This window comes from Corynebacterium maris DSM 45190, assembly GCF_000442645.1.
Lineage (GTDB): Bacteria > Actinomycetota > Actinomycetes > Mycobacteriales > Mycobacteriaceae > Corynebacterium > Corynebacterium maris.
This window is the reverse complement of record NC_021915.1, coordinates 655,298-675,266: the sequence shown is the minus strand read 5'-3', so window position 1 is coordinate 675,266 and position 19,969 is coordinate 655,298. Positions and strand designations below refer to the sequence as shown.

Here is a 19,969-nt window from a genome sequence, read left to right as displayed (position 1 = left end):
GAAAGAGGGCGTTACTTCTCGAAGGTGGGCTTGTAGCTGTCGGCGGAGTAGGTGAACACCTGCTGGTCGAAGGCGTTGTAGTCCTCGTAGCGGACCAGTTCGTAGAGTCGCGATCGGTGCTGCATTTTGTCGAGCCAACCGGTCTGGGTGCCGGTGGACCCGATCTCGCGCAGGGCGTCCTCCACGGCGCCCATCGCGATACGCAGGGTGGTGACGGGGTAGATCACCGCGTTGTAGCCGATGTCCTGCAGCGTGTCGGCGCTGAGGAGTTCGGTTTTGCCGAACTCGGTCATGTTCGCCAACAGGGGCGTGTCGACGGCGGCGCGGAACTTCTCGAAGTCGGCCGGCTCGTAGAGCGCCTCGGTGAAGATGAGGTCGGCTCCGGCGTCGGCGTAGGCTTTCGCCCGCTCGATGGCCGCGTCGACGCCCTCGACGCCGGCGGCGTCGGTGCGGGCGCAGACGATGAAGTTCTCGTCGCGGCGCTCGTTGACGGCCGCGGTGATGCGTCGGACCATCAGCTCGGTGGGCACGACCTCCTTGCCGTCGAGGTGCCCGCAACGCTTGGGGTTGACCTGGTCTTCGAAGTGGCAACCGGCCAAGCCGGCGTCCTCGAATTCCGCGATGGTGCGGGCGGCGGACATCGGTTCGCCGAAGCCGGTGTCGGCGTCGACGAGCACCGGCAACGAGGTGGCCCGTGCGATCTGGCGCGAGCGGTCGGTGACCTCCGTCAGAGTGGTCAGGCCAATGTCCGGCAGAGCCAAATCGTTGGCCAGCACCGCGCCGGAGACGTACACGCCCTCAAACAGGCCGAGGTCCTCGATGAGGCGGGCGACCAGCGGGGAGAAGGCGCCGGGGATTTTCTGGATGGTGCCGGAGTTCAGCCCGTCGCGCAGTGTCTTACGGCGCTCGGCTGGGGTCACGGTCGGTGAGTACAGGCCGGCCATTACAGCAGTCCTTCCGGGGTGTCGGGGGCCTCGGCCAGGACCTCGTCGAGCACGGTGATGTTCAGCTCGGTGAGGTCGGTCAAGTTTTCCAGTCCTTCGACGGCCGCGAGGAAGCGGTCCTGCTCCTCCGGGGAGACCACGCCGTCGGCCAGCTCGCGGAACTTCTGGATGTACTGCTCGCGAGCGAAGGGGCGGGCGCCGAGCGGGTGTGCGTCGGCCAGCGCCAGCTCGTCGACGAGCTCGGTGCCGTCCTTGAGGGTGATCACCGCGCGGGCACCGAAAGCCTTCTCTGCCGGGTCGGTCGACAGGTAGCGGCGCGTCCACTCCTCGTCCTCGACCGTGGAGACCTTGTGCCACAGCTCGACGGTCTCCGGGCGGCCGGCGCGCTCCGGGGCGTAGGAGTCGACGTGGTGCCACTTCCCGTCCTCCAGGGCGACGGCGAAGATGTACATGATGGAGTGATCCAGCGTCTCGCGCGAGGAGGTCGGGTCCATCTTCTGCGGGTCGTTGGCGCCGGTGCCGATGACGTAGTGGGTGTGGTGCGAGGTGTGCAGCACGATGGAGTCGATGTCCGCGGTGGACACGTCCTTGTCTGCCAGGGTGGCCTTCATGCGGCGAGCCAGGTCGATCAGCGCCTGCGCCTGGTACTCGGCGGAGTGCTCCTTGGTGAAGGTGTCCAGGATCCCGCGCTTTTCCTCGCCCTCGGCGGGCAACGGGATGGTGTATTCGTGCTCCGGGCCGGCCAGCAGCCAGGCGATGACGCCGTCCTCGCCCTCCCAGATCGGGGCCGGGGCGCCCTCACCGCGCATGGTGCGGTCGACGGCCTCGACGGCCATCTTGCCGGCGAAGGCCGGCGCGAAAGCCTTCCAGGAAGAGATCTGTCCCTTGCGCGACTGCCGCGTGGCGGTGGTGGTGTGCAGCGCTTGGCCCACGGCCTGGTAGATCGTGTCCACGTCGAGCCCCAGCAAGGTGCCGATGCCCGCGGCCGCCGACGGGCCCAGGTGCGCCACGTGGTCGATCTTGTGGCGGTGCAGGCTCATGCCGCGCACGAGGTTGACCTGGATCTCGTAGCCGGTGGCCAGACCGCGGATGAGGTCGCGGCCGTTCTTGCCGGTGGTCTGTGCGGCGGCCAGGATCGCGGGGATGTTGTCGCCCGGGTGCGAGTACTCCTCGGCGAGGAAGGTGTCGTGGAAGTCCAGCTCACGCACGGCGGTGCCGTTGGCCCAGGTCGCCCACTCCGCAGAGTAGGTGCCGGGGATGCCGAAGATGGCGGCGCCGCGCTCAGAGGGGTGCGCCTGCGCCTGTCGGCGCGCCACCGTCACCGGACGGCGCGTCACCGACGCCGCGGAGACGGCGGCGTTGTCGATGATGCGGTTGATGATCATCTCGGTGGTTTCTTCCGGAACCTCCACCGGGTCAGCCGCGACGCGGGCGACCTTGTAGGCGAGGTGCTCCTCGTACGGGAAGTCTTCGGCCGAGCGACGGGTGTGGACGACGTGGTCGATCATGGTGGTTTCCTCCAGCAGGTGAAACGGGTTCTGGTGTGCTGCCCATCAACCTAGGGGAGATTTCGTGTCGCAGGTCACGGTGAAGGGAGTGAATTTCCGTTGAACCTTTCCCGGATTTCTGCGAATCTGGTGGAACCAGCTGGTCACGGGCGGTTCGAGGAACACCATCCGCCGTCCCGCACCCCGCGCGGGGGGATGTGCACGTACGTCCCGTTAGTCTCACCCCCCCCCAGTGACACGGGGCGCCGTAGCGGCTGAGAACACACCCGTCGAACCTGATCCAGTCAGCACTGGCGTAGGGAATGTCCGCTTGCCTTACGCCGTACCCGCGTAAGGAACGCGTGAACCAGTAGAGCACCTCCGAAGCCTTCTTGCGCGAGGGCGCCCGCGTGGCCGCCGAGGAGCTCGCCGATGCGGCGGAGACGTTCGGGGCCCCGGTGGCCACCGTCGTCAACAACGCTCTCATCGATTTCTCCTTCGACGGCGACGCCTCCAAGGCCGCACTGCTGTCGCTGACCCGCAGCCTGACCAAGAACCTCGTCGTCGACGGCGGGCCCGTGATGGACCAGCACCCCACCCCCCAGCCGGTGGCGTAGACCACTGCGGAGTGAGTAAGTTTAGGCAGATATAAACAGCGCATTCTGCAAACTTGGTGAAACCCGCTGGCACCACATGGTTCTGGGAGGCTGAACACTCGTGACGAAACACTTCGCGGGGGCACGCATTCACACGCTCCGTCGCACGGCCGGGCTGACGCAGGTAGAGATGGCGAAGCGACTCGGTATTTCCACCAGCTATCTCAATCAGCTGGAGAATGATCAGCGACCACTGACCGTCACTGTCCTGATGAGTCTGTCCCAGGCGTTCGACACCCCGGCGGGATTCTTCTCGACCGATCAGGACGCGCGCGCCATCGCCCAGCTCAAGGAGGTCTTCCCCGGCACGCCGGAGGACCAGTTGGCCGACCTCGTCGCCCGTTACCCGAAGCTGATTCCGCGGATGGTCGAGGACCAGTCCCCTTCCACCAGCCCCTTCGAAGAAGTCCGCGACTTCTACTACGCGACCAACAACTACTTCCACAAACTCGATTCCACGGGCGAGGAGCTCTCACTGGCGCTGGGGCCGATGCGCCTGCGTGTCCCCCGCCTCGTGGCGCGTCTGGAGTCCGACGCCGGAGTCACCGTCGATTTCCGGGGTCAGATCGACGGCCCTCGCCGTCACTACCTGCCCCCCGAGCGCCGGCTGGTGCTGCGCACCGGGCTTTCCGACGCCCAGCTCGCCTTCGAACTCTCCATGCAATACGCCCTGCTCGTCCACGGCGAATCCATCGAGACCATGGCCGCTCCGCTGTCCACGGAACAGGCCCGCGCGATCGCCCGCCGCGGCCTGGCGCAGTCCTTCGCCGCCGCGGTGACCATGCCCTACACCGAGTTCCTCGAACACGCCGAGGCCACCCGCTACGACATCGATCTGCTGGCCAGCCGCTTCAACACCAGTTTCGAGTCCACCGCGCACCGCATGTCGACGCTTCAGCGCCCAGGGGCCCGCGGCGTCCCTTTCTTCTTCGTCCGCACGGATCGCGCCGGCAATATCTCGAAGCGCGCGTCGGCGACGGCCTTCCACTTCGCGCGCACCGGCGGCTCCTGCCCGCTGTGGGTCATCCACCGCGCGTTCGAGACCCCGAACCGCGTGACCCGCCAGATCGCGACCATGCCGGACGGGCGCACCTACCTTTGGGTCGCCCGCCAGATCGCCGGCGCGAACAAGGGCTTCAGCACGACACGCAAGGAGTTCGCCGTCGGCGTCGGCTGCGATCTCGACCAGGCCCACAGGTTGGTCTACTCCGACGGCCTGGACCTCACCGCCGGCACCGGCACCCCGATCGGCCCGGGCTGCATCACCTGTCCCCGAGACAAGTGCCCGCAGCGCGCCTTCCCCTTCGAGGGCGGTACCGTCACCGTCGACGTCAACATCGGCGACGAAGAGCCCTACCGCACGAAATAAAAAGCCCCTCAGCAGTCGGTGTCTGATTTCTCAGTCCGGCTGCCGGGGAGCTTTCATCTGCCCGGGCCGCTGCTACGGCGAGGGCAAGAGGGCATGACCCCGATGGAGTATCGGAATCATGCCCTCTCGCCTTCCCCGCCCACCCAGGACTTGACCGGCCCAACTCCCGGGGACCAGTTCAGCGAACCAGGTGGGGTCATCCGGGGCGGATCAGTTCATCAGCGGTTCCGGCATCAGGATGATGCCGTCGCTGTCCGCGTAGAGCGTGTGTCCGGGAATGAAGGTGACGCCGCCGAAGGTGAGCGAGGCATCCACCACGCCGAGGCCGTCCTTGGCCGACTTGCGGGGGTTGGTGCCGATGGCCTTGACCGCGATGGGCAGTTCGGCGATTCCCGCCGAGTCGCGGATTGCCCCGTTGACCACGATGCCCCTCCACCCGTTGTCCGCTGCGGACTTGGCGATCTTGTCGCCGACCATGGCAGTCTGGGTGTTTCCACCGGCGTCGACGACCAGGACCTTGCCCTCACCGGGACTGTTCAGCATCTCTTTGACCAGCTGGTTGTCCTGAAAACAACGGATGGTCACGATGCGGCCCGCGAAGTCGGTCTTTCCTCCGAAGTCACGCATCTGCGTGTCACAGCTGAGGACGTCGTTGCCGTAGATGTCGGCGATGTCGGCGGTGGGGATGAAGGTGCACATGGGTTTATTCCTTACATGGTGGCGAGGCGCCTGTTCCTAGTGGAACTGGCCTTCCTCGGTGGAGCCCTTGAGGGAGGTGGTGGAGGAGTTCGGGTCGACGGTGGTGGCGATCTGGTCGAAGTAGCCGGCGCCGACCTCACGCTGGTGCTTGACGGCGGTGAAGCCACGCTCCTCCGCAGCCTTGAATTCACGGTTCTGCAGGTCGACGAAGGCGGTCATGCCCTCACGTGCGTAGCCGTGGGCCAGGTCAAACATGCCGTAGTTGAGGGAGTGGAAGCCGGCCAGGGTGATGAACTGGAAGGTGAAGCCCATGGCGCCCAGCTCCTTCTGGAACTTGGCGATCTCGTCCGCCTCCAGGTGGGCGGACCAGTTGAAGGACGGGGAGCAGTTGTAGGCCAAGAGCTGGTCCGGGAACTCCTCCTTGACGCCCTCGGCGAACTGCTTGGCGAGCTCGAGGTCCGGGGTGCCGGTCTCCATCCAGATCATGTCGGCGTACGGAGCGTAGGACTTCGCACGCGCGATGCACGGCTCGAGACCGTTCTTCACGTGGTAGTAGCCTTCGGCGGTGCGCTCTCCGGTGATGAACTGCTTATCGCGCTCATCCACGTCGGAGGTGATCAGGGTGGCGGCCTCGGCGTCGGTGCGGGCGATGATGACGCTCGGGGTGTCCATGACGTCAGAGGCGAGACGTGCGGAGGACAGGGTGCGGATGTGCTGCTGGGTCGGGATGAGGACCTTGCCACCGAGGTGGCCACACTTCTTCTCGGAAGCGAGCTGATCCTCCCAGTGGGTGCCGGCGGCGCCGGCGGTGATCATGGCCTTCTGCAGCTCATAGACGTTGAGGGCGCCGCCGAAGCCGGCCTCGCCGTCGGCGACGATCGGGACGAGCCAGTTGTCGACGGAATCGTCGCCCTCGACGCGGGAGATCTCGTCGGCGCGCAGCAGTGCGTTGTTGATGCGGCGGACGACGTTCGGGACCGAGTTCGCCGGGTACAGGGACTGGTCCGGGTAGGTGTGGCCGGAAAGGTTGGCGTCGCCGGCGACCTGCCAGCCGGAGAGGTAGACGGCATTGAGGCCGGCGCGGACCTGCTGGACCGCCTGGTTACCGGTCAGTGCGCCGAGGGAGTTGATGTAGTGGCCGTCGCCGCGGGTGATCTCCTCGAAGAGGATCTCGGAGCCGCGACGGGCGAGGGTGTTGGCCTCGAGGACGTTGCCCTGGAGCTCGGCGACCTGGTCTGCGGTGTAGTCGCGGCGGATGCCTTCCCAGCGTGGGTTGGTGTCCCAGTCCTGCTGGATGTCGGCGGCGGTACGGGGGTTTCCAGTGGTGGTCATGGCGTGGCCTCTCAATTCTGTGCGGCGGGTGGGAGTGTGAGACGCATTCGGTGGAGCGGTTGGCTCCTCGTGGCGTTGTTCACATGGTGGGCCTCGATGAGAGTCCCGTCAACGGCGATCTTTGTGAACTTTGGTGTGGGGGGTTTCCCGCAAATTTGTGAAACTTGTGTAAAAAGGCCACACCCTTTTGTGAGTACCATTTGCCCATTTCCGCATGTAGGGACACTTCCCGCCCCGGGGGCTTTGTGCAGGCCAGGCGGTTTATCCCCCGGTCCCTCCCAAAAAAACACAGATGGGAACACCTTTGCCGGGGGTGGCGAAACCTGCAAAACCACCGGGGGCGTTTCCCGAGCCACTTCGCTGCCCTAGTGTTGCGCTCACCACACCATCCACCTTTGACACCAGGAGGACCCCTTGACCGCCTCGACCACCACTTACGTCAACGTCGCCGGCCTCGACGTCGCCGACGCCCTGCATGACTACGCCACCGACGTTCTCTGCCGGCGCGCCGGGATTGCGCCGGAGCGCCTGTGGCAGGGATTGGCCGACATCGTCGCTGAGTTCACCCCGCGCAACCGTGAGCTCCTCGCCCGCCGCGACGAGCTGCAGGACCAGCTCGACGACTACCACCGCGCCAACCCGGGCCAACCGGATCCGGCCGAGCTCGAGGAGTTCCTGCGCTCCATCGGCTACCTCGTCGAGCGTCCCGCCGACGAGCCGATCCGCACCGCCAACGTCGACGAAGAGGTCGCCCGCATCGCCGGCCCGCAGCTCGTGGTCCCCGTCCTCAACAGCCGCTACGCGCTCAATGCCGCCAACGCCCGCTGGGGTTCGCTGTACGACGCCCTCTACGGATCCGACGTCATCTCCGACGCCGACGGCGGCGAGGCCGGCAAGGGATACAACCCGGTCCGCGGTGGTCGAGTCATCGCCTGGGCCCGCGCGCTTCTCGACGAGATCGCCCCACTCTCCCAGGGTTCCCACTCAGACGTCACCGACTACGTCATCACCAACGGCGGACTGTCCGCGATCATCGACGGCGACATGATCTCCCTGGCCTACCCGGAGCGGTTCCGTGGCTGGCAGGGCGAGCGCGACAACCCCTCCGCGCTCCTGCTGCGCAACAACGACCTGCACGCGATCATCGACGTCGACCGCGCGGGCCCGATCGGCCAGGACGACCCCGCCGGCGTCAACGACGTCCGTCTCGAGTCCGCGACCTCGACCATCATCGATTTCGAGGACTCCGTCGCCGCCGTCGACGCCACCGACAAGACCCTGGGCTACGCCAACTGGCACGGCCTGTGCACCGGCGATCTGACCGCCGAGATGAGCAAAGGCGGCAAGACTTTCACCCGCCGCCTCAACGAGGATCTCGAGTTCACCGGCGCCGACGGCTCCCCCGTCCGCCTGCATGGCCGCTCCCTGCTGCTGTGCCGCAACGTCGGCCACCTCATGACCAACCCCGCCATCATGGTCGACGGCGAGGAGATCTACGAGGGCATCATGGACGCCGTCTTCACCGCCCTCGGCGCGCTGCCGTCCATGGAGGCCGACAACCCGCTGCGCAACTCCCGCGCCGGTTCGATCTACATCGTCAAGCCGAAGCAGCATGGCCCGGAGGAGGTCGCCTTCACCAATGACCTCTTCGCCGCCGTCGAGGACCTGCTCGGCCTGGAGCGCTTCACCCTCAAGGTCGGGGTCATGGACGAGGAGCGCCGCACCTCCGTCAACCTCGACGCCTGCATCATGGCGGTCGCCGACCGCCTGGCGTTCATCAACACCGGATTCCTGGACCGCACCGGCGACGAGATCCACTCCTCCATGGAGGCCGGCCCGATGGAGCGCAAGGCCGCCATGCAGACCGCGGCCTGGAAACAGGCCTACGAGGACAACAACGTCGACGCCGGCATCGCGCACTCACTGCCGGGCAAGGCGCAGATCGGCAAGGGCATGTGGGCGATGACCGACCTGATGCGCGGGATGGTCGACACCAAGATCGGCCAGCTTCGGGAGGGAGCGAACACCGCCTGGGTCCCCTCCCCGACCGCCGCCACCCTGCACGCCTCCCACTACCACCTGGTTGACGTCGGCGCCGTCCAGGACGAGCTGCACAGCCGCGGCCGCCGAGACCGCGTCCACGACCTGCTGACCGTCCCGGTCAAGGCGGACGACTACTCCGCCGAAGAGAAGCGCGAGGAGATGGACAACAACTGCCAGTCCATCCTCGGCTACGTCGTCCGCTGGATCGAGCATGGCGTCGGCTGCTCCCGCGTCCCGGACATCCACGACACCCAGCTGATGGAGGACCGTGCGACCCTGCGCATCTCCTCCCAGATCCTGGCGAACTGGATCCGCCACAACCTCGTCACCGCCGAGGAGGTCGTCGATTCGCTGGAGCGCATGGCGGTTCTCGTCGACAAGCAGAACGCGGATGACCCGAACTACCTGCCGATGGCCGCCGACTTCGAGAATTCCATCGGGTTCCAAGCGGCCAAGGACCTCATCCTGCAGGGCACGACCCAGCCGTCCGGCTACACCGAACCGATCCTGCACGCTCGCCGACGCGAGTTCAAGGACCGTCACGGCCTGGCCTAAGAAGCACTGAAACCGCTCCCCGACCCACCCGGGGAGCGGTTTTCTGCTGGCCGCAACCACTGCCACTGACGCTTTTCGACGCCCGTCGCAGGCCTCAGTGGCACTGGTTGCGCCCGGATCGCCTATTCCAGGTCATCGTGCGCGACCAGGCGACGCGCGGCCTCGGTGATCGAACCGGACAGCGACGGATAGACCGCGAAGGAGTCCGCCAGGTTGTCGACGGTGAGGTTGTTGGTCACGGCCACGGCGATCGGGAGGATCAGCTCGGACGCCGTCGGCGCGACCACGACGCCGCCGATGATGATGCCGGAGTGCTGGCGGCAGAAGAGCTTGACGAAGCCGTGCTTCAGCGAACGCATCTTGGCGCGCGGGTTCGATGACAGCGGCAGGGTGATCATGCGGGCGGAGGCCTCTCCGTCGCGAATCTGCTTCTCGGTGATTCCCACCGCGGCGATCTCTGGACGGGTGAACACGGCCGTCGCGACGGTCTTCAGCCGCAGCGGGGAGACGCCCTCGCCGAGGTAGTGGTACATCGCGATGCGGCCCTGCATCGCGGCGACCGACGCCAGCGGCATGAGCGCGGAGCAGTCGCCGGCGGCGTAGATGCCCGGAACGTTGGTGCGTGAGACACGGTCCACGTTGATGTGGCCGGAAGGCTCGGTCTCCACGCTGACGCAGTCCAGGCCCAGGTCCTCGGTGTTCGGGATGGACCCGATGGACATCAGCGCATGCGAGCCCTCGATCTCTCGGCCGTCCTGGGTCCGGATGATGACCCCGGTGCCGGTGTTGATGACCTCCTCGACACGCGCGTGCTTGACCAGGTCCACCCCGCGCTCGGCAAGCACGGTCTCCAGGGTGTCGGCGGCGTCGGAGTCGTCGTGCGGAAGGATACGGTCGCGGGAGGCGACCATGGTCACCTGCACACCGAGTTCTGCGAAGGCGGAGACGAACTCGGCGCCGGTCACGCCGGAACCGACGACGACGAGGTGGTCGGGAAGCTCCTTGAGGCCGTAGATCTGGCGCCAGTCGAGGATGCGGTCCCCGTCCGGCACCGCCTTCGGCAGCACCCGCGGGGTGGCGCCGGTGCAGATGAGCACCATGTCGCATTCGATGGTCTCGGTGGCGCCGTCGACCTTGTCCACCTGCACCTTGTGCACGGTGGTCTGTGCCTGCTCCTCCGCGAAGTAACCGCGCCCCTGGATGAGCCGGACGCCGGCTTGCCGCAGCTGGTCGCGGATATCGGTGGACTGGCGGGAGGCCAGATCCAGGACACGCTCGTTGAGCGCGGTCAGCGACAGGTGGGTCTTGCCGATGCCCTCGTTGAGGCCCATGTCATCGGCGCGGCGCAGGTCAGTCTTGATGTTCGCGCCGGCGATGAAGGACTTCGAGGGAACACAGTCAAGCAGGACGGAGGAACCGCCGGGACCGTTGTCCTCGATGAGGGTGATTTCGGCGCCAAACTTGAATCCCGACAGGGCGGCTTCGTAGCCGGCGGGGCCGCCGCCGATGATGACGATTCTTGCTGTCAAGGTTTCTCCTCAAATAAACGATGCTGGCTGTACCACTCGCCTATCCTAGCGGTCTCCCAGGCTCCAGCACCTTTCATCCGGAGCGACGCGCTCGAAGTCCGGGCTAAAGTCCCTCAGCGTCCGGCGCGGCCCCGTATTCGTCGACCACGCCGGCGAACATGCGTGCGCCCACCCCGATGGCCCGCTCGTCGACGAGCAGGTCACCTTGGTGCAGGTCCTGGCGGTCGCCCTCCCCCGACCAGCACCCCAGCCGCGCCATGGAACCGGGCACTTTCTCCAGGTACCAGGAGAAGTCCTCCCCGCCGGAGGACTGCGGGGCGTCGACGACCGACTGCGGGTCAAAGGAGCGCGCGGCCTGGGCAAGCAGCGCCGTGGCGACGTCGTCGTTGAGCACCGGCGGGACTCCCCGTCGGTACAAGATGGTGTGGCTGCAGCCGGTCGGCGCGAGCACCTGGGACACCAGTTCCTCCAGCAGCGGCTGCATGCTCCGCCAGGTGGTGATGTCCGCGGTGCGCGCGGTGCCGGTCACGGAACCGGTCTCCGGGATCGCGTTCGGAGCGTAACCTGAGTTGACCTGGCCGAACACCAGCACCGTGCCGGTGCGCGGATCGACCCGACGCGACAGCAGGCCGGGCAACTGGGTGATCAGTGACCCGAGGCCGTAGATGACGTCGCTGCTCAAATGTGGGCGGGAGGTGTGGCCGCCGGGGCCAGTGACCTGGATTTCCAGGACGTCGGTGGCCGAGGTGATGGCCCCGGTGCGCACGCCGACGCGCCCGACCCGCAGTTTGGGTTCGACGTGGACGGCGAAGATGGCGGCGACGTCGGCGAGCGCGCCCCAGGAGATGACGTCGACGGCGCCGCCGTCCATGACTTCCTCGGCGGGCTGGAAGATCAGGCGCACGCCGTGGGTCAGCTGGTCCTGGATTTCGCTGAGCGCGCACCCCAGGGCCAGGACGACGGTGGTGTGGACGTCGTGGCCGCAGGCGTGGGCGACGCCGGGGACGGTGGAGCTGAATTCCAGGCCGGTGACTTCGGTGAGCGGGAGGGCGTCGATGTCGGCGCGGAAGGCAATGCGGCCGCCGTCGGGGCCGATGTCGACCATCAGGCCGGTGCCGGGAAACAGCGTCGGCTCCAGTCCGTGCTCACGCAGGATCATGGCGAGGAAGGCCGTGGTCTTGTGTTCGGCGTTGGACAGCTCGGGGTGGGCGTGGATGTGACGCCGCCACCCGATCACTTCGTCGCGGTGGGCTTTCAGCCACGCGTCGACATGGGCGGCAACCGACATGAGCGTCCTTTCACGGAGGGAAATGATGAATGGTTCCCCCGAGTGTACAACTAGACCAAGCGGTTCGGAAATGGCCCTGGACGCAGGGACGGCTCGGGCTAGCGCTCGTAGTCGGGCGTCTGCCCGCGGCGCCCGGAGATGCGGTAGTCGGCGGTGAAGGGGCGGGTGTCTTCCGGGCGGGCCGGCCATAAGAGGTCGACGCCTTCCCCCACCGCCTCCCCCGCGCAGATGCCGTTGACGGGGCGGTGCGCCGCCGGCAGCAGCACGACCGGCGGCACCCGCAGCGCCCGCGCCAGCTTGTAGACGGTCGACAGCACCGGGTCCGAGCACCTGTGCGCGCTGTTTTCGTTGCGCTCCAGGTTGGACACCACGTTGCGGGACAGCCCCGCCAGGACCGCCAGCCGCCCCTGGCTGAGACCCCGCATGATGCGCAGCGCCCGCAGGTTTTCCCCCAACTTATGCCCGTAACTGGGCCAGTGCCCCACAGGTTCGTGTGCGTTCGCGCTCACGCTGCCAGCCCCTTCAAAGTATCCCCGTGTACTTCGCCGCCGTGGGCGAGAACCACCACAAAATTTTACAGTGCGAGGCTCAATATATAGGAGAAGTCGGCGCTCGTCTCGGCGAGCGTCTTATAGATCGATGTTGCGCGGCCCGTAGAGGCGGTCGCCCGCGTCCCCGAGCCCCGGGACGATGTAAGCGTCCTCGTTGAGTTCGGGGTCGATCGCCGCGGTCACCAGCCGCACCGGCAACCCAGAATCCGCCAGGGCGTCGACGCCCGGCTGCGCGGACACCACGCAGATCGCGGTGACGTCGGTCGCTCCGCGGGCGGCCAACAACCGGATGGCGTGCAGCAGCGAACCACCGGTGGCCAGCATCGGGTCCACGACGAACACCGGCTGGTGGGTCAGATCCTCCGGCAGCGCCTCCAGGTACGGCACCGGCTCGTGGGTCTCTTCGTCACGCGCCAGCCCAATGAAACCGACCTGCGCATCCGGGATCATGGACAACGCCGGATCCACCATGCCCAGCCCGGCGCGGATGACCGGGACAATGATCGGGGGACGCTGCAGACGGGCGCCGACGGTGCGCGCCACCGGGGTGTCGACGTCGAAATGCTCGACGGGGAGGTCCCGGGACGCCTCATAGGCCAGCATCGCGCCCAGATCGGACAGGGCGGAGCGGAAGGCTGCGTTGTCGCTGCGCGCGTCACGCAGCAGGGTCATTCGCGAGGCGGCCAACGGGTGTTCTACGACATGGATCTGCATGCGTTCCAGAATACCGCGCGGGAACCTTTTCCCACGAAGCGCAGTCCAAAGAAGTGTGAACCTCGACGCTGACCACGCCCTCGTCCTCGCCCGCGACGTCCGCTCGGCCGCCGCCCAGTACCCGTCCACCCCGCCTGAGCCGCCGCCGCGGCACACCGCCACCGACCGGCTCACCGACGCCTTGGGCCGTGCCCGGGGCCGACTGCGCGACCGCGGCCGGCACCTCGCCGACCGGCTCGACCGCATCGCCCACGGCGCCGAAACCTACGTGGCCGACGCCCGCGACGCCGACGACCACACCGCCCGCGGGCTGGAGAACCTGGCATGAACGACCTGCTCAGCGCCCTGCGCCGCATTGAGGCACTGCTCCCGCCGCCTCTGCCCGCCACCCCGGCGCACGTCTTCCCCGACCTGGCGGCGCTGCCGGCGCTAGGCGACTACATGGGCGCGCCCGGCGCCGCCGCGGACCTGGCTACACTGGCCCACCGGCTCGACGACGACCAGACGCTCACCGACGAGCTCCACCACACCGCCGGCGCCCTCATAGACGCCGCCCGCGCCGACCTCCTGCACATCGCCCTGGACCTGCTGCGTACCGCCCTACCGCTGGCCCTGCAGGCGCTGCTGCCCCACCACCGCCCCGCCGCCGACGCTCAACTGGCCACCGTCACCCACGCCGGCCTCGCCCAGGCGGAGACCCGCGCCGGGGCCTTGACCGCGGAGCTCGAACCCGTGGCGGCGCAGCTCGACCACATCGAGGAAGAGACGACGGCGGAACCGGCGGCGCTGAATGCCCCCGCCCCGGCCGCGGACGCCGCCGGCCAGGCCGCCGTGGACGCGGCGTTGGGCCAGCTCGGCACCCCGTATGTCTGGGGCGGCACCCAACCCGGCGGCTTCGACTGCTCCGGGCTCGTGCAATGGGCCTACCGCCAAGCCGGGGTCGAGCTGCCACGCACCGCCGAAGAAATGACCGTCGGCGCCCAAGTCACCGCCGACCAGCTGCAACCCGGGGACCTGGCCGTGTGGGACGGGCACGTGGCCATGTACATCGGCGACGGGCAGATGATCGAAGCCGGCGACCCCGTACAGACCAACCCGGTGCGCACCTCCAACATGTCCATGGGCTTCCAGGGCTTCTGGCGCCCGACCGCGCACGGTTAGGTAAACTTTTCGCGCATGAGCACCCGCGCGATCGTCCCTGTCCAGCTTTCCCTCACCGAGGGTGATTTCTACACCCTCTGGGCCCCGACCTGGAAGGAGCACGGCTCCGAGTGGCAGGCGTTCCTCGGCGACGACGCCCACGTCCTGTTGTTCCGCTCCCCCGCCGAGCTGTTGACCTTCCTCGACTCCGGCGCCGCGCACGATTTGACCGGACACCCCGAGTGGGAGGCCTTCGCCGCCCGCCCCGCCGACCGCGTGGTCCCCGCCGACGACGACGCATACGACATCGTCGGCGCTCCCGCCCTGCTCGCCGAACGCGCCTCCTACCTCAACGTCTCCGAACTGGCCGGCGTCTTCGAGGTCACCAGCTCCCTGGCCACCGTCGCCGACGCCGAAGACGCCGTCATCTTCTTCGCCTCCCACTCCGTCCTGCGCAACGTCGAACGCGGCTCCGACCACTTCGCCGGCGACGAGGGCGCCAGCGAGTGGAACGGCGTCGGGCGGGTGGTGCTGAGCAACTGGAACAAGGTCGTCGCCTCCCTCGATAGCGCCGTGCGTGTCCTCGACGCCGCCGACTTCGACGCCGACGACGCGCAGATCACCGACGCCCAGACCCGCATCGACGCCGCCGTCGCCGCGGCACAGGAAGCCGCCGAGGAGACGCGCCGGGCCCGGGAGGCCGCGCAGCAGGCCGCCGACCCCTACGACAGCTCCCCGTGGGCGGCCGCCGGCATCGACCCGGTCAAGATCTCCATCCAGGGCAAGAGCCTCTACACGTTGCGCACCTACCTCGGTTCCCGGCCGGTGTTTCTGGGCCGCTACGGGGAGATCTTCACTTTCCCGTCGACCAAGCAGCTGCTGCGCTGGATGCTGGACAACGACGAGCACGAGCTCGCGGAGCTGGCCACCTGGCAGGACCTGGTCACCTCCGCCACCGCCGGCGAGCTGATCGTGTCCGTGCACCGCGACAACTCGTACTCGTTCACGGGCCTGACCGAGGACATCGAGAAGGGCCCGGAGTCCGTCGACACGGAGCAGATGAACCGCGCCTACGAGCTCATGGCGGACGCCGCCGACTGGGCCGCCGACGACTCCTTGAACTCCTACTTGCTGGCCAACCCGCGCTTCCAGGACTACCTGTCCTACATGCTGGGCTCGACCGAGTCCTCCGGGTATGTGCCGTCACGCCCCTACACCGACAAGGCGGAGGGATGGAAGGCGCTGGAGGACATGCTCATCAAGCGTTTCTCCAAGTTCTAGCGGCGGTTACAACCCGAATTCGACGTCCTCGTTGAAGTCGCCCGCCAGTTCCTCGTAGGCGGGCAGGATGCGCGTCGCCAGGATTTCCTCGCGGCGTTCCTTGCCGCAGAAGGCGCCGTTGACGGCCTTGACGGTGACGTCGAAAAGTTCGTCGAATCCGTAGTCGAAGGTCTCGACCAGCCGCATGAGCTCATCGGTCAGGCTGGTCACCGACCTCTCGCCCACGTTGACGGTGCAGGTAAATCCCATCTGCTGCAGCAGGGTCAGCGGGTGATCGGCGAGGTCGTCGACCACGCCCGCCCGCACCTCCTGGGTGGGGCACAGTTCCAGGACCAGGCCGCGGTCGCGCACCCACGTGGAGACCGCGCCAGTGCCGATGCCCTCGAGGGAGACCTCGAAGTCGTCGAAGATCCGCGCGCCGTGGCCCAGGCGCACCGCGCCATGATCCACGGCCTCCTTAATGCGGTCCATGCCTTCCGTCGCGCCCGCGTGCACGGTGACGGGCACGTAATTCTCACGCAGCAGCCGCAGCGCCTCGGCGTGCGGGGCGAGGGATTCTTCTTCCGGTCCGGCGAGGTCGAAACCGACGACCCGGCCGCCGAGTTTATCCACGCACACCTGCGCCCACTGCGCCACCGGGTCGGCGTCACGGTGCGCGGTGACGATGATGCGGGCGTCGACGACGATCTGCTCGTCGAAGCCCGCGGCCACCGCGTCGAGCACCTCCGCCGCGCCCATCTCGCCGGCGACGGGGCGGACCCGCAGCTCCGCGTAGACCACGTTGTCGGCGGCGAGCTCACCCGCCGCCCGGGCCGCGGCGGCGGTGACGTCCGCGGCCGTCACCGCCCCGCTCACGTCGAGGTGGTCGTGCAGCAGGGCCTTGGGCAGCTGGGCCACGGTCTCGCGGTCGACGTGCTTGTGTTCGGGACTGATCTGAGGTGCGTCATGCATGGCCCCATCGTAACGGGAATTAAGATGATCTGATCATGCACACCCTCGCCGCCCTCGGCGCCACGTTCCTGCTGGCCGTCGCACCGCTTCCCACGCCGGAACTGACCCCCACCGCCCGAGAGAGCGCCCCGGTCACCGACCACTGCCCGCATGCCCTGGCGCCCGCGGAACCGGTCAGCACCTCCGAGACGCTCGCCCCGGGGCAGCACGCTCCTGCGCCCCTGCCCATCGCGGTGGAAGGCGGATGCGGCGTCAGCGCCGCCGACGGTTACGCCGTTCCCGAAGAGCTGGCCGCCAGCGCCTGGATCGTGGCCGACGTCGACAGCGGCGAGATCATCGCGCAGAAGGACCCGCACGGCCGGTACCGCCCGGCGTCGATCATCAAGGTGCTGCTGGCCATGGTCGCCGTCCAGGAACTGCCGCTGGACAAGGTCCACGTCGTCAGTGAAGAAACCGCGGCCCAGGAGGGATCCTCCGTCGGGCTCGGCGCCGGCGGCCACTACACCGTCGAAGAACTGCTGCACGGGGTACTGCTCGGCAGCGGCAACGACGCCGCCCACGCCCTGGCCCAAGAACTGGGCGGGGACGAGGCCACGCTGAGAAAAATCAACGACTACGCCCACTCCCTGGGCACCGTCGACACCGTCGCCGCCAGCTACTCCGGCCTGGACAAGGCGGGCATGTCCACCTCCGCCCACGACCTCGGGCTGATGTACCGCGCCGCCTTCTCCGACCCGGTCTTCGCGCGGATCGCGGGCACCGACTTCATCGACTTCCCCGGCTACGGCGAGGTCGAAGGATACGAACTCTGGAACGACAACGGGCTGCTGCTCAACGACCCGGACGGCGTCGGCGGTAAAACCGGCTTCACCGACGACGCGAACCATACCTTCGTCGGCGCCATGGACAGAGACGGCCGTCGGTTGCTGGCCGTGGTGCTGGACACCACCCTCGACGCCGGACGTCCGTGGGAACAGGCGCAACGGCTGCTGCACGCCGCCTACGACCTCGCGCCGGGCGGCGGCGTCGGGCAGCTCGTCCCCGTGGCAACGCCCTCCGCCACGCCCACCCCGGACACGGGACTGGCCGCGCCCGCGGACCCGACGTCCACGGAGCGCGGCCAGGGAGTGAGCGCCGCCGCGATCGCGTTACTTGCCGCGGCGGTTCTCGCGGCGGCCGGGGCGTTGTTGCTCCTGCGGCGGCGCTGACTTATTTGCGGCGCAGCCAGGCGAACAGCCCGGCGCCCAGAGCGCCCAAGGCCGCGCCGGCGCCCAGCGCCGAGCTGCCCTTGGGGCCTTCGCGGACTTCGTGGCGCACGCGGATGATGGCCGGGTCCGGGGCCTTCGACGGGGTGACCTCGAGGGATTCTTCGGTGGTGGCGGACCAGGCGACGACGTACATCACCACGCGCCAGATCAAGTACAGGGCGATCATCAGGCCGATGACCGGCCCGAAGATCGCGCCGGCCGGGTTGTTCAGCGCCGAGGAAAAGATGACGGTGGACAGCTGCTTGATCGCCTCGAAGACGACCGCGCCTATGACCGCGGCCTGGATACCCGAGCGGCGCGGCACCTTCGTGCGCGGCAACATGAACACGATCCACAGCATGACCAGGAAGTTGGCCAGCACGCCGATGATCAAACCGGCCAGGAAGATCACGAAGCCCATGCCGGGGAAGCCGTCGACGCCCAGCCATTCCAGGACGTCGCGGGTCAGGCCCGAGCTGCCGATGGCGGTCACGCCGAAGGCGAGGATCAACGCGAGGAGCAGGCCGATGAGGGCGACGAGGTCGCGCAGCTTCTTGACCACAAAGTTGCCGCCCTCATTGGGGTCCATCTTCCACATCGCGGACACGCCCGCGCGCAGGTTGGTCATCCACCCCAGCCCCGACCACAGCGCGGTGAGGGCGCCGACGCCGAAGACGGCGCCGCGCTGGGCGATGGCCTGGTCGATGATGGTGTTGACCAAATTGCCGATCTCGCCGGGCATCCCGCCGGAGATCTGGTCCTGCACCTGGGTCAGCAGGTCCGGCCGATTGGCCAGGATCGTCGCCAGCGTGGCGAAGACCAGCATGGCGAGAGGAAACAGCGCCAGCACGGAGAAATACGTGATGCCCGCCGAGAACTGGTTGCCGCCCTCGGAGGCGAAGCGGTTCTGCATGCGCATGGCGTGGTCGACGACCGGGGCCTTGTCCCGGACTTTGTCGACGACGCCGGGGTCGTCCTCACGCGCACGTTCGATGCCGTGGTCGTCGGTCTTTTTGTCATCCGGCTGGGTTTTTGTAGCCATCAGGTCCTCTCTCCCATCGGGAACACAGCTACGCCCAAGTTAGACAATTTCGGCCCCGGGCGCAGGAAACCCCCGTGTTCAGCGCGCGCGGCGGGGCAGCAGGAAGCCCACCTTCTCGTAGACGTCCTGAAGCACGGGCTCGGCAATCTCAGCGGCCCGCTCCGCGCCCGTGGCCAGGATGTTCTCCAGCTGGGCGCGGTCGTCCATGAGCTCGTCGTAACGTGCCTTCAGCGGGGTGGTGAAGGCCTCTAGGGCGTCGGCGGTGTCGGTCTTTAAGGCGCCGTAGCCCTGGCCCTCATAGCCGGCGACGAGGTCGTCGATGTTCTTGTTCGTCAGCGCGGACTGGATGGCCAGCAGGTTGGACACGCCGGGCTTGTTCTCCCGGTCGTAGGCGATGACGCCGTCGTTGTCGGTGACGGCGGATTTGATGCGCTTGGCGGAGGTCTTCGGCGCGTCCAGCAGGTTGATCAGGCCCTTGGGGTTCTCGCCGGACTTGCTCATCTTGGCGGTCGGGTTCTGCAGGTCCTGGATCTTGGCGGCGCCCTGCGGGATGAAGCCTTCCGGGACGACGAAGGTCTCGCCGTAGCGGGAATTGAAGCGCTCGGCCAAGGTGCGGGTCAGCTCCAGGTGCTGGCGCTGATCCTCGCCGACGGGCACCAGTTGCGGGCGGTAGAGCAGGATGTCGGCGGCCATGAGGACGGGGTAGGTGAACAGGCCGACGCTGGTGCGGTCTTGACCGTGCCGGGCGGACTTGTCTTTGAACTGGGTCATGCGCCCGGCCTCGCCGAAGCCGGTCAGGCAATTCAACACCCAGGTCAACTCCGCGTGCTGTGGGACGTGCGACTGGACGAACAGGGTCGACTTCTCGGAGTCGATGCCCAGGGCGATCAGCTGCGCCACACCGGCGATGGTGCGCTCACGCAGCTCTTTCGGGTCCTGGTCCACGGTGATCGCATGCAGGTCGGGGATGAAGTAGAACGCCTCGTAGTCGTTCTGCAGGTCGATCCACTGCTTGATGGCGCCGAGATAGTTGCCCAGGTGGTAGGAATCTGCCGTCGGCTGGATGCCGGAGAGTACTCGTTGTTTCTGCTCGCTCATGAGAAGTCAGTCTAGTCAGGCGCACCGTTGACGACGCGACGAC

The 19,969-nt window shown here is 67.6% G+C and carries 17 protein-coding genes, 1 pseudogene and 1 riboswitch; of the genes and pseudogenes, 7 read left to right on the top strand and 11 right to left on the bottom strand.

The annotated features are described in order from the left end of the window. Positions 1 to 11: 11 nt before the first annotated feature. Together prpB and prpD are read right to left on the bottom strand one after the other, a co-directional pair. Positions 12 to 944, bottom strand: a complete 933-nt coding sequence (gene prpB / locus B841_RS03245) for a methylisocitrate lyase (protein WP_020934055.1) — start codon at positions 942 to 944, stop codon at positions 12 to 14. Then, positions 944 to 2,452, bottom strand: a complete 1,509-nt coding sequence (gene prpD / locus B841_RS03240; protein ID WP_020934054.1) for a 2-methylcitrate dehydratase PrpD — start codon at positions 2,450 to 2,452, stop codon at positions 944 to 946. The genes prpB and prpD overlap by 1 nt, the downstream gene beginning before the upstream one ends. A 228-nt stretch (positions 2,453 to 2,680) precedes the next feature. After that, positions 2,681 to 2,772, top strand: a riboswitch (TPP riboswitch). 84 nt (positions 2,773 to 2,856) lie between these two features. Here prpD and B841_RS14260 point away from each other — a divergent pair. Both B841_RS14260 and B841_RS03230 read left to right on the top strand, forming a co-directional pair. Beyond that, a pseudogene (locus B841_RS14260) lies at positions 2,857 to 2,955 on the top strand (3-oxoacyl-ACP reductase); the annotation flags it as partial. Positions 2,956 to 3,148: 193 nt separating this feature from the next. Further along, positions 3,149 to 4,456, top strand: a complete 1,308-nt coding sequence (locus B841_RS03230; RefSeq protein WP_041631719.1) for a short-chain fatty acyl-CoA regulator family protein — start codon at positions 3,149 to 3,151, stop codon at positions 4,454 to 4,456. Between the two features lie 210 nt (positions 4,457 to 4,666). On the opposite strand, the gene rraA is transcribed toward B841_RS03230, so the two are convergent. Further along, complete coding sequence (gene rraA / locus B841_RS03225) at positions 4,667 to 5,155, bottom strand: ribonuclease E activity regulator RraA (protein WP_020934051.1); 489 nt, start codon at positions 5,153 to 5,155, stop codon at positions 4,667 to 4,669. A gap of 36 nt (positions 5,156 to 5,191) precedes the next feature. Continuing rightward, a complete protein-coding gene (aceA, locus tag B841_RS03220; protein WP_020934050.1) occupies positions 5,192 to 6,487 on the bottom strand; it encodes an isocitrate lyase in 1,296 nt (431 codons plus the stop codon). Between the two features lie 414 nt (positions 6,488 to 6,901). Here aceA and B841_RS03215 point away from each other — a divergent pair, with 414 nt between their 5' ends. Then, a complete protein-coding gene (locus B841_RS03215; protein ID WP_020934049.1) occupies positions 6,902 to 9,085 on the top strand; it encodes a malate synthase G in 2,184 nt (727 codons plus the stop codon). Positions 9,086 to 9,207: 122 nt separating this feature from the next. Here B841_RS03215 and B841_RS03210 read toward each other — a convergent pair whose 3' ends face one another. The 4 genes from B841_RS03210 to upp form a co-directional block, all read right to left on the bottom strand. Continuing rightward, complete coding sequence (locus tag B841_RS03210) at positions 9,208 to 10,614, bottom strand: NAD(P)H-quinone dehydrogenase (RefSeq protein ID WP_020934048.1); 1,407 nt, start codon at positions 10,612 to 10,614, stop codon at positions 9,208 to 9,210. A gap of 103 nt (positions 10,615 to 10,717) precedes the next feature. Further along, complete coding sequence (locus B841_RS03205) at positions 10,718 to 11,902, bottom strand: amidohydrolase (RefSeq protein WP_020934047.1); 1,185 nt, start codon at positions 11,900 to 11,902, stop codon at positions 10,718 to 10,720. Between the two features lie 98 nt (positions 11,903 to 12,000). Beyond that, complete coding sequence (locus tag B841_RS03200; protein ID WP_041631718.1) at positions 12,001 to 12,411, bottom strand: helix-turn-helix domain-containing protein; 411 nt, start codon at positions 12,409 to 12,411, stop codon at positions 12,001 to 12,003. A 120-nt stretch (positions 12,412 to 12,531) separates the two neighbouring features. Next, positions 12,532 to 13,167: a uracil phosphoribosyltransferase gene (gene upp, locus B841_RS03195; RefSeq protein ID WP_020934045.1), complete on the bottom strand. Its 636-nt coding sequence runs from the start codon at positions 13,165 to 13,167 to the stop codon at positions 12,532 to 12,534. 55 nt (positions 13,168 to 13,222) lie between these two features. Between upp and B841_RS03190 the strand changes: the two genes are divergently transcribed. Genes B841_RS03190 through B841_RS03180 form a run of 3 tightly spaced genes read left to right on the top strand, consistent with a single transcriptional unit; the run spans position 13,223 to position 15,588 of the window. After that, on the top strand, positions 13,223 to 13,495 hold the full coding sequence (locus B841_RS03190; protein ID WP_020934044.1) for a hypothetical protein: 273 nt from the start codon (positions 13,223 to 13,225) through the stop codon (positions 13,493 to 13,495). Then, positions 13,492 to 14,328 carry a C40 family peptidase gene (locus B841_RS03185; RefSeq protein WP_020934043.1) on the top strand — a complete coding sequence of 279 codons (837 nt, stop codon included), beginning with the start codon at positions 13,492 to 13,494 and terminating at the stop codon, positions 14,326 to 14,328. The genes B841_RS03190 and B841_RS03185 overlap by 4 nt, the downstream gene beginning before the upstream one ends. Before the next feature lie 15 nt (positions 14,329 to 14,343). Then, complete coding sequence (locus B841_RS03180) at positions 14,344 to 15,588, top strand: hypothetical protein (protein WP_020934042.1); 1,245 nt, start codon at positions 14,344 to 14,346, stop codon at positions 15,586 to 15,588. A 6-nt stretch (positions 15,589 to 15,594) separates the two neighbouring features. Here B841_RS03180 and B841_RS03175 read toward each other — a convergent pair whose 3' ends face one another. Next, positions 15,595 to 16,539: an adenosine deaminase family protein gene (locus B841_RS03175; protein ID WP_020934041.1), complete on the bottom strand. Its 945-nt coding sequence runs from the start codon at positions 16,537 to 16,539 to the stop codon at positions 15,595 to 15,597. Positions 16,540 to 16,574: 35 nt separating this feature from the next. Here B841_RS03175 and B841_RS03170 point away from each other — a divergent pair, with 35 nt between their 5' ends. Next, positions 16,575 to 17,747: a D-alanyl-D-alanine carboxypeptidase family protein gene (locus tag B841_RS03170; protein WP_020934040.1), complete on the top strand. Its 1,173-nt coding sequence runs from the start codon at positions 16,575 to 16,577 to the stop codon at positions 17,745 to 17,747. A 1-nt stretch (position 17,748) separates the two neighbouring features. Here the strand turns inward: B841_RS03170 and B841_RS03165 are convergent, their stop codons facing one another. Further along, positions 17,749 to 18,828 carry a YhjD/YihY/BrkB family envelope integrity protein gene (locus B841_RS03165; protein WP_020934039.1) on the bottom strand — a complete coding sequence of 360 codons (1,080 nt, stop codon included), beginning with the start codon at positions 18,826 to 18,828 and terminating at the stop codon, positions 17,749 to 17,751. A gap of 78 nt (positions 18,829 to 18,906) precedes the next feature. Next, positions 18,907 to 19,926, bottom strand: coding sequence for a tryptophan--tRNA ligase (gene trpS / locus B841_RS03160; protein WP_020934038.1), 1,020 nt, complete (start codon positions 19,924 to 19,926; stop codon positions 18,907 to 18,909). Positions 19,927 to 19,969: the final 43 nt, after the last annotated feature.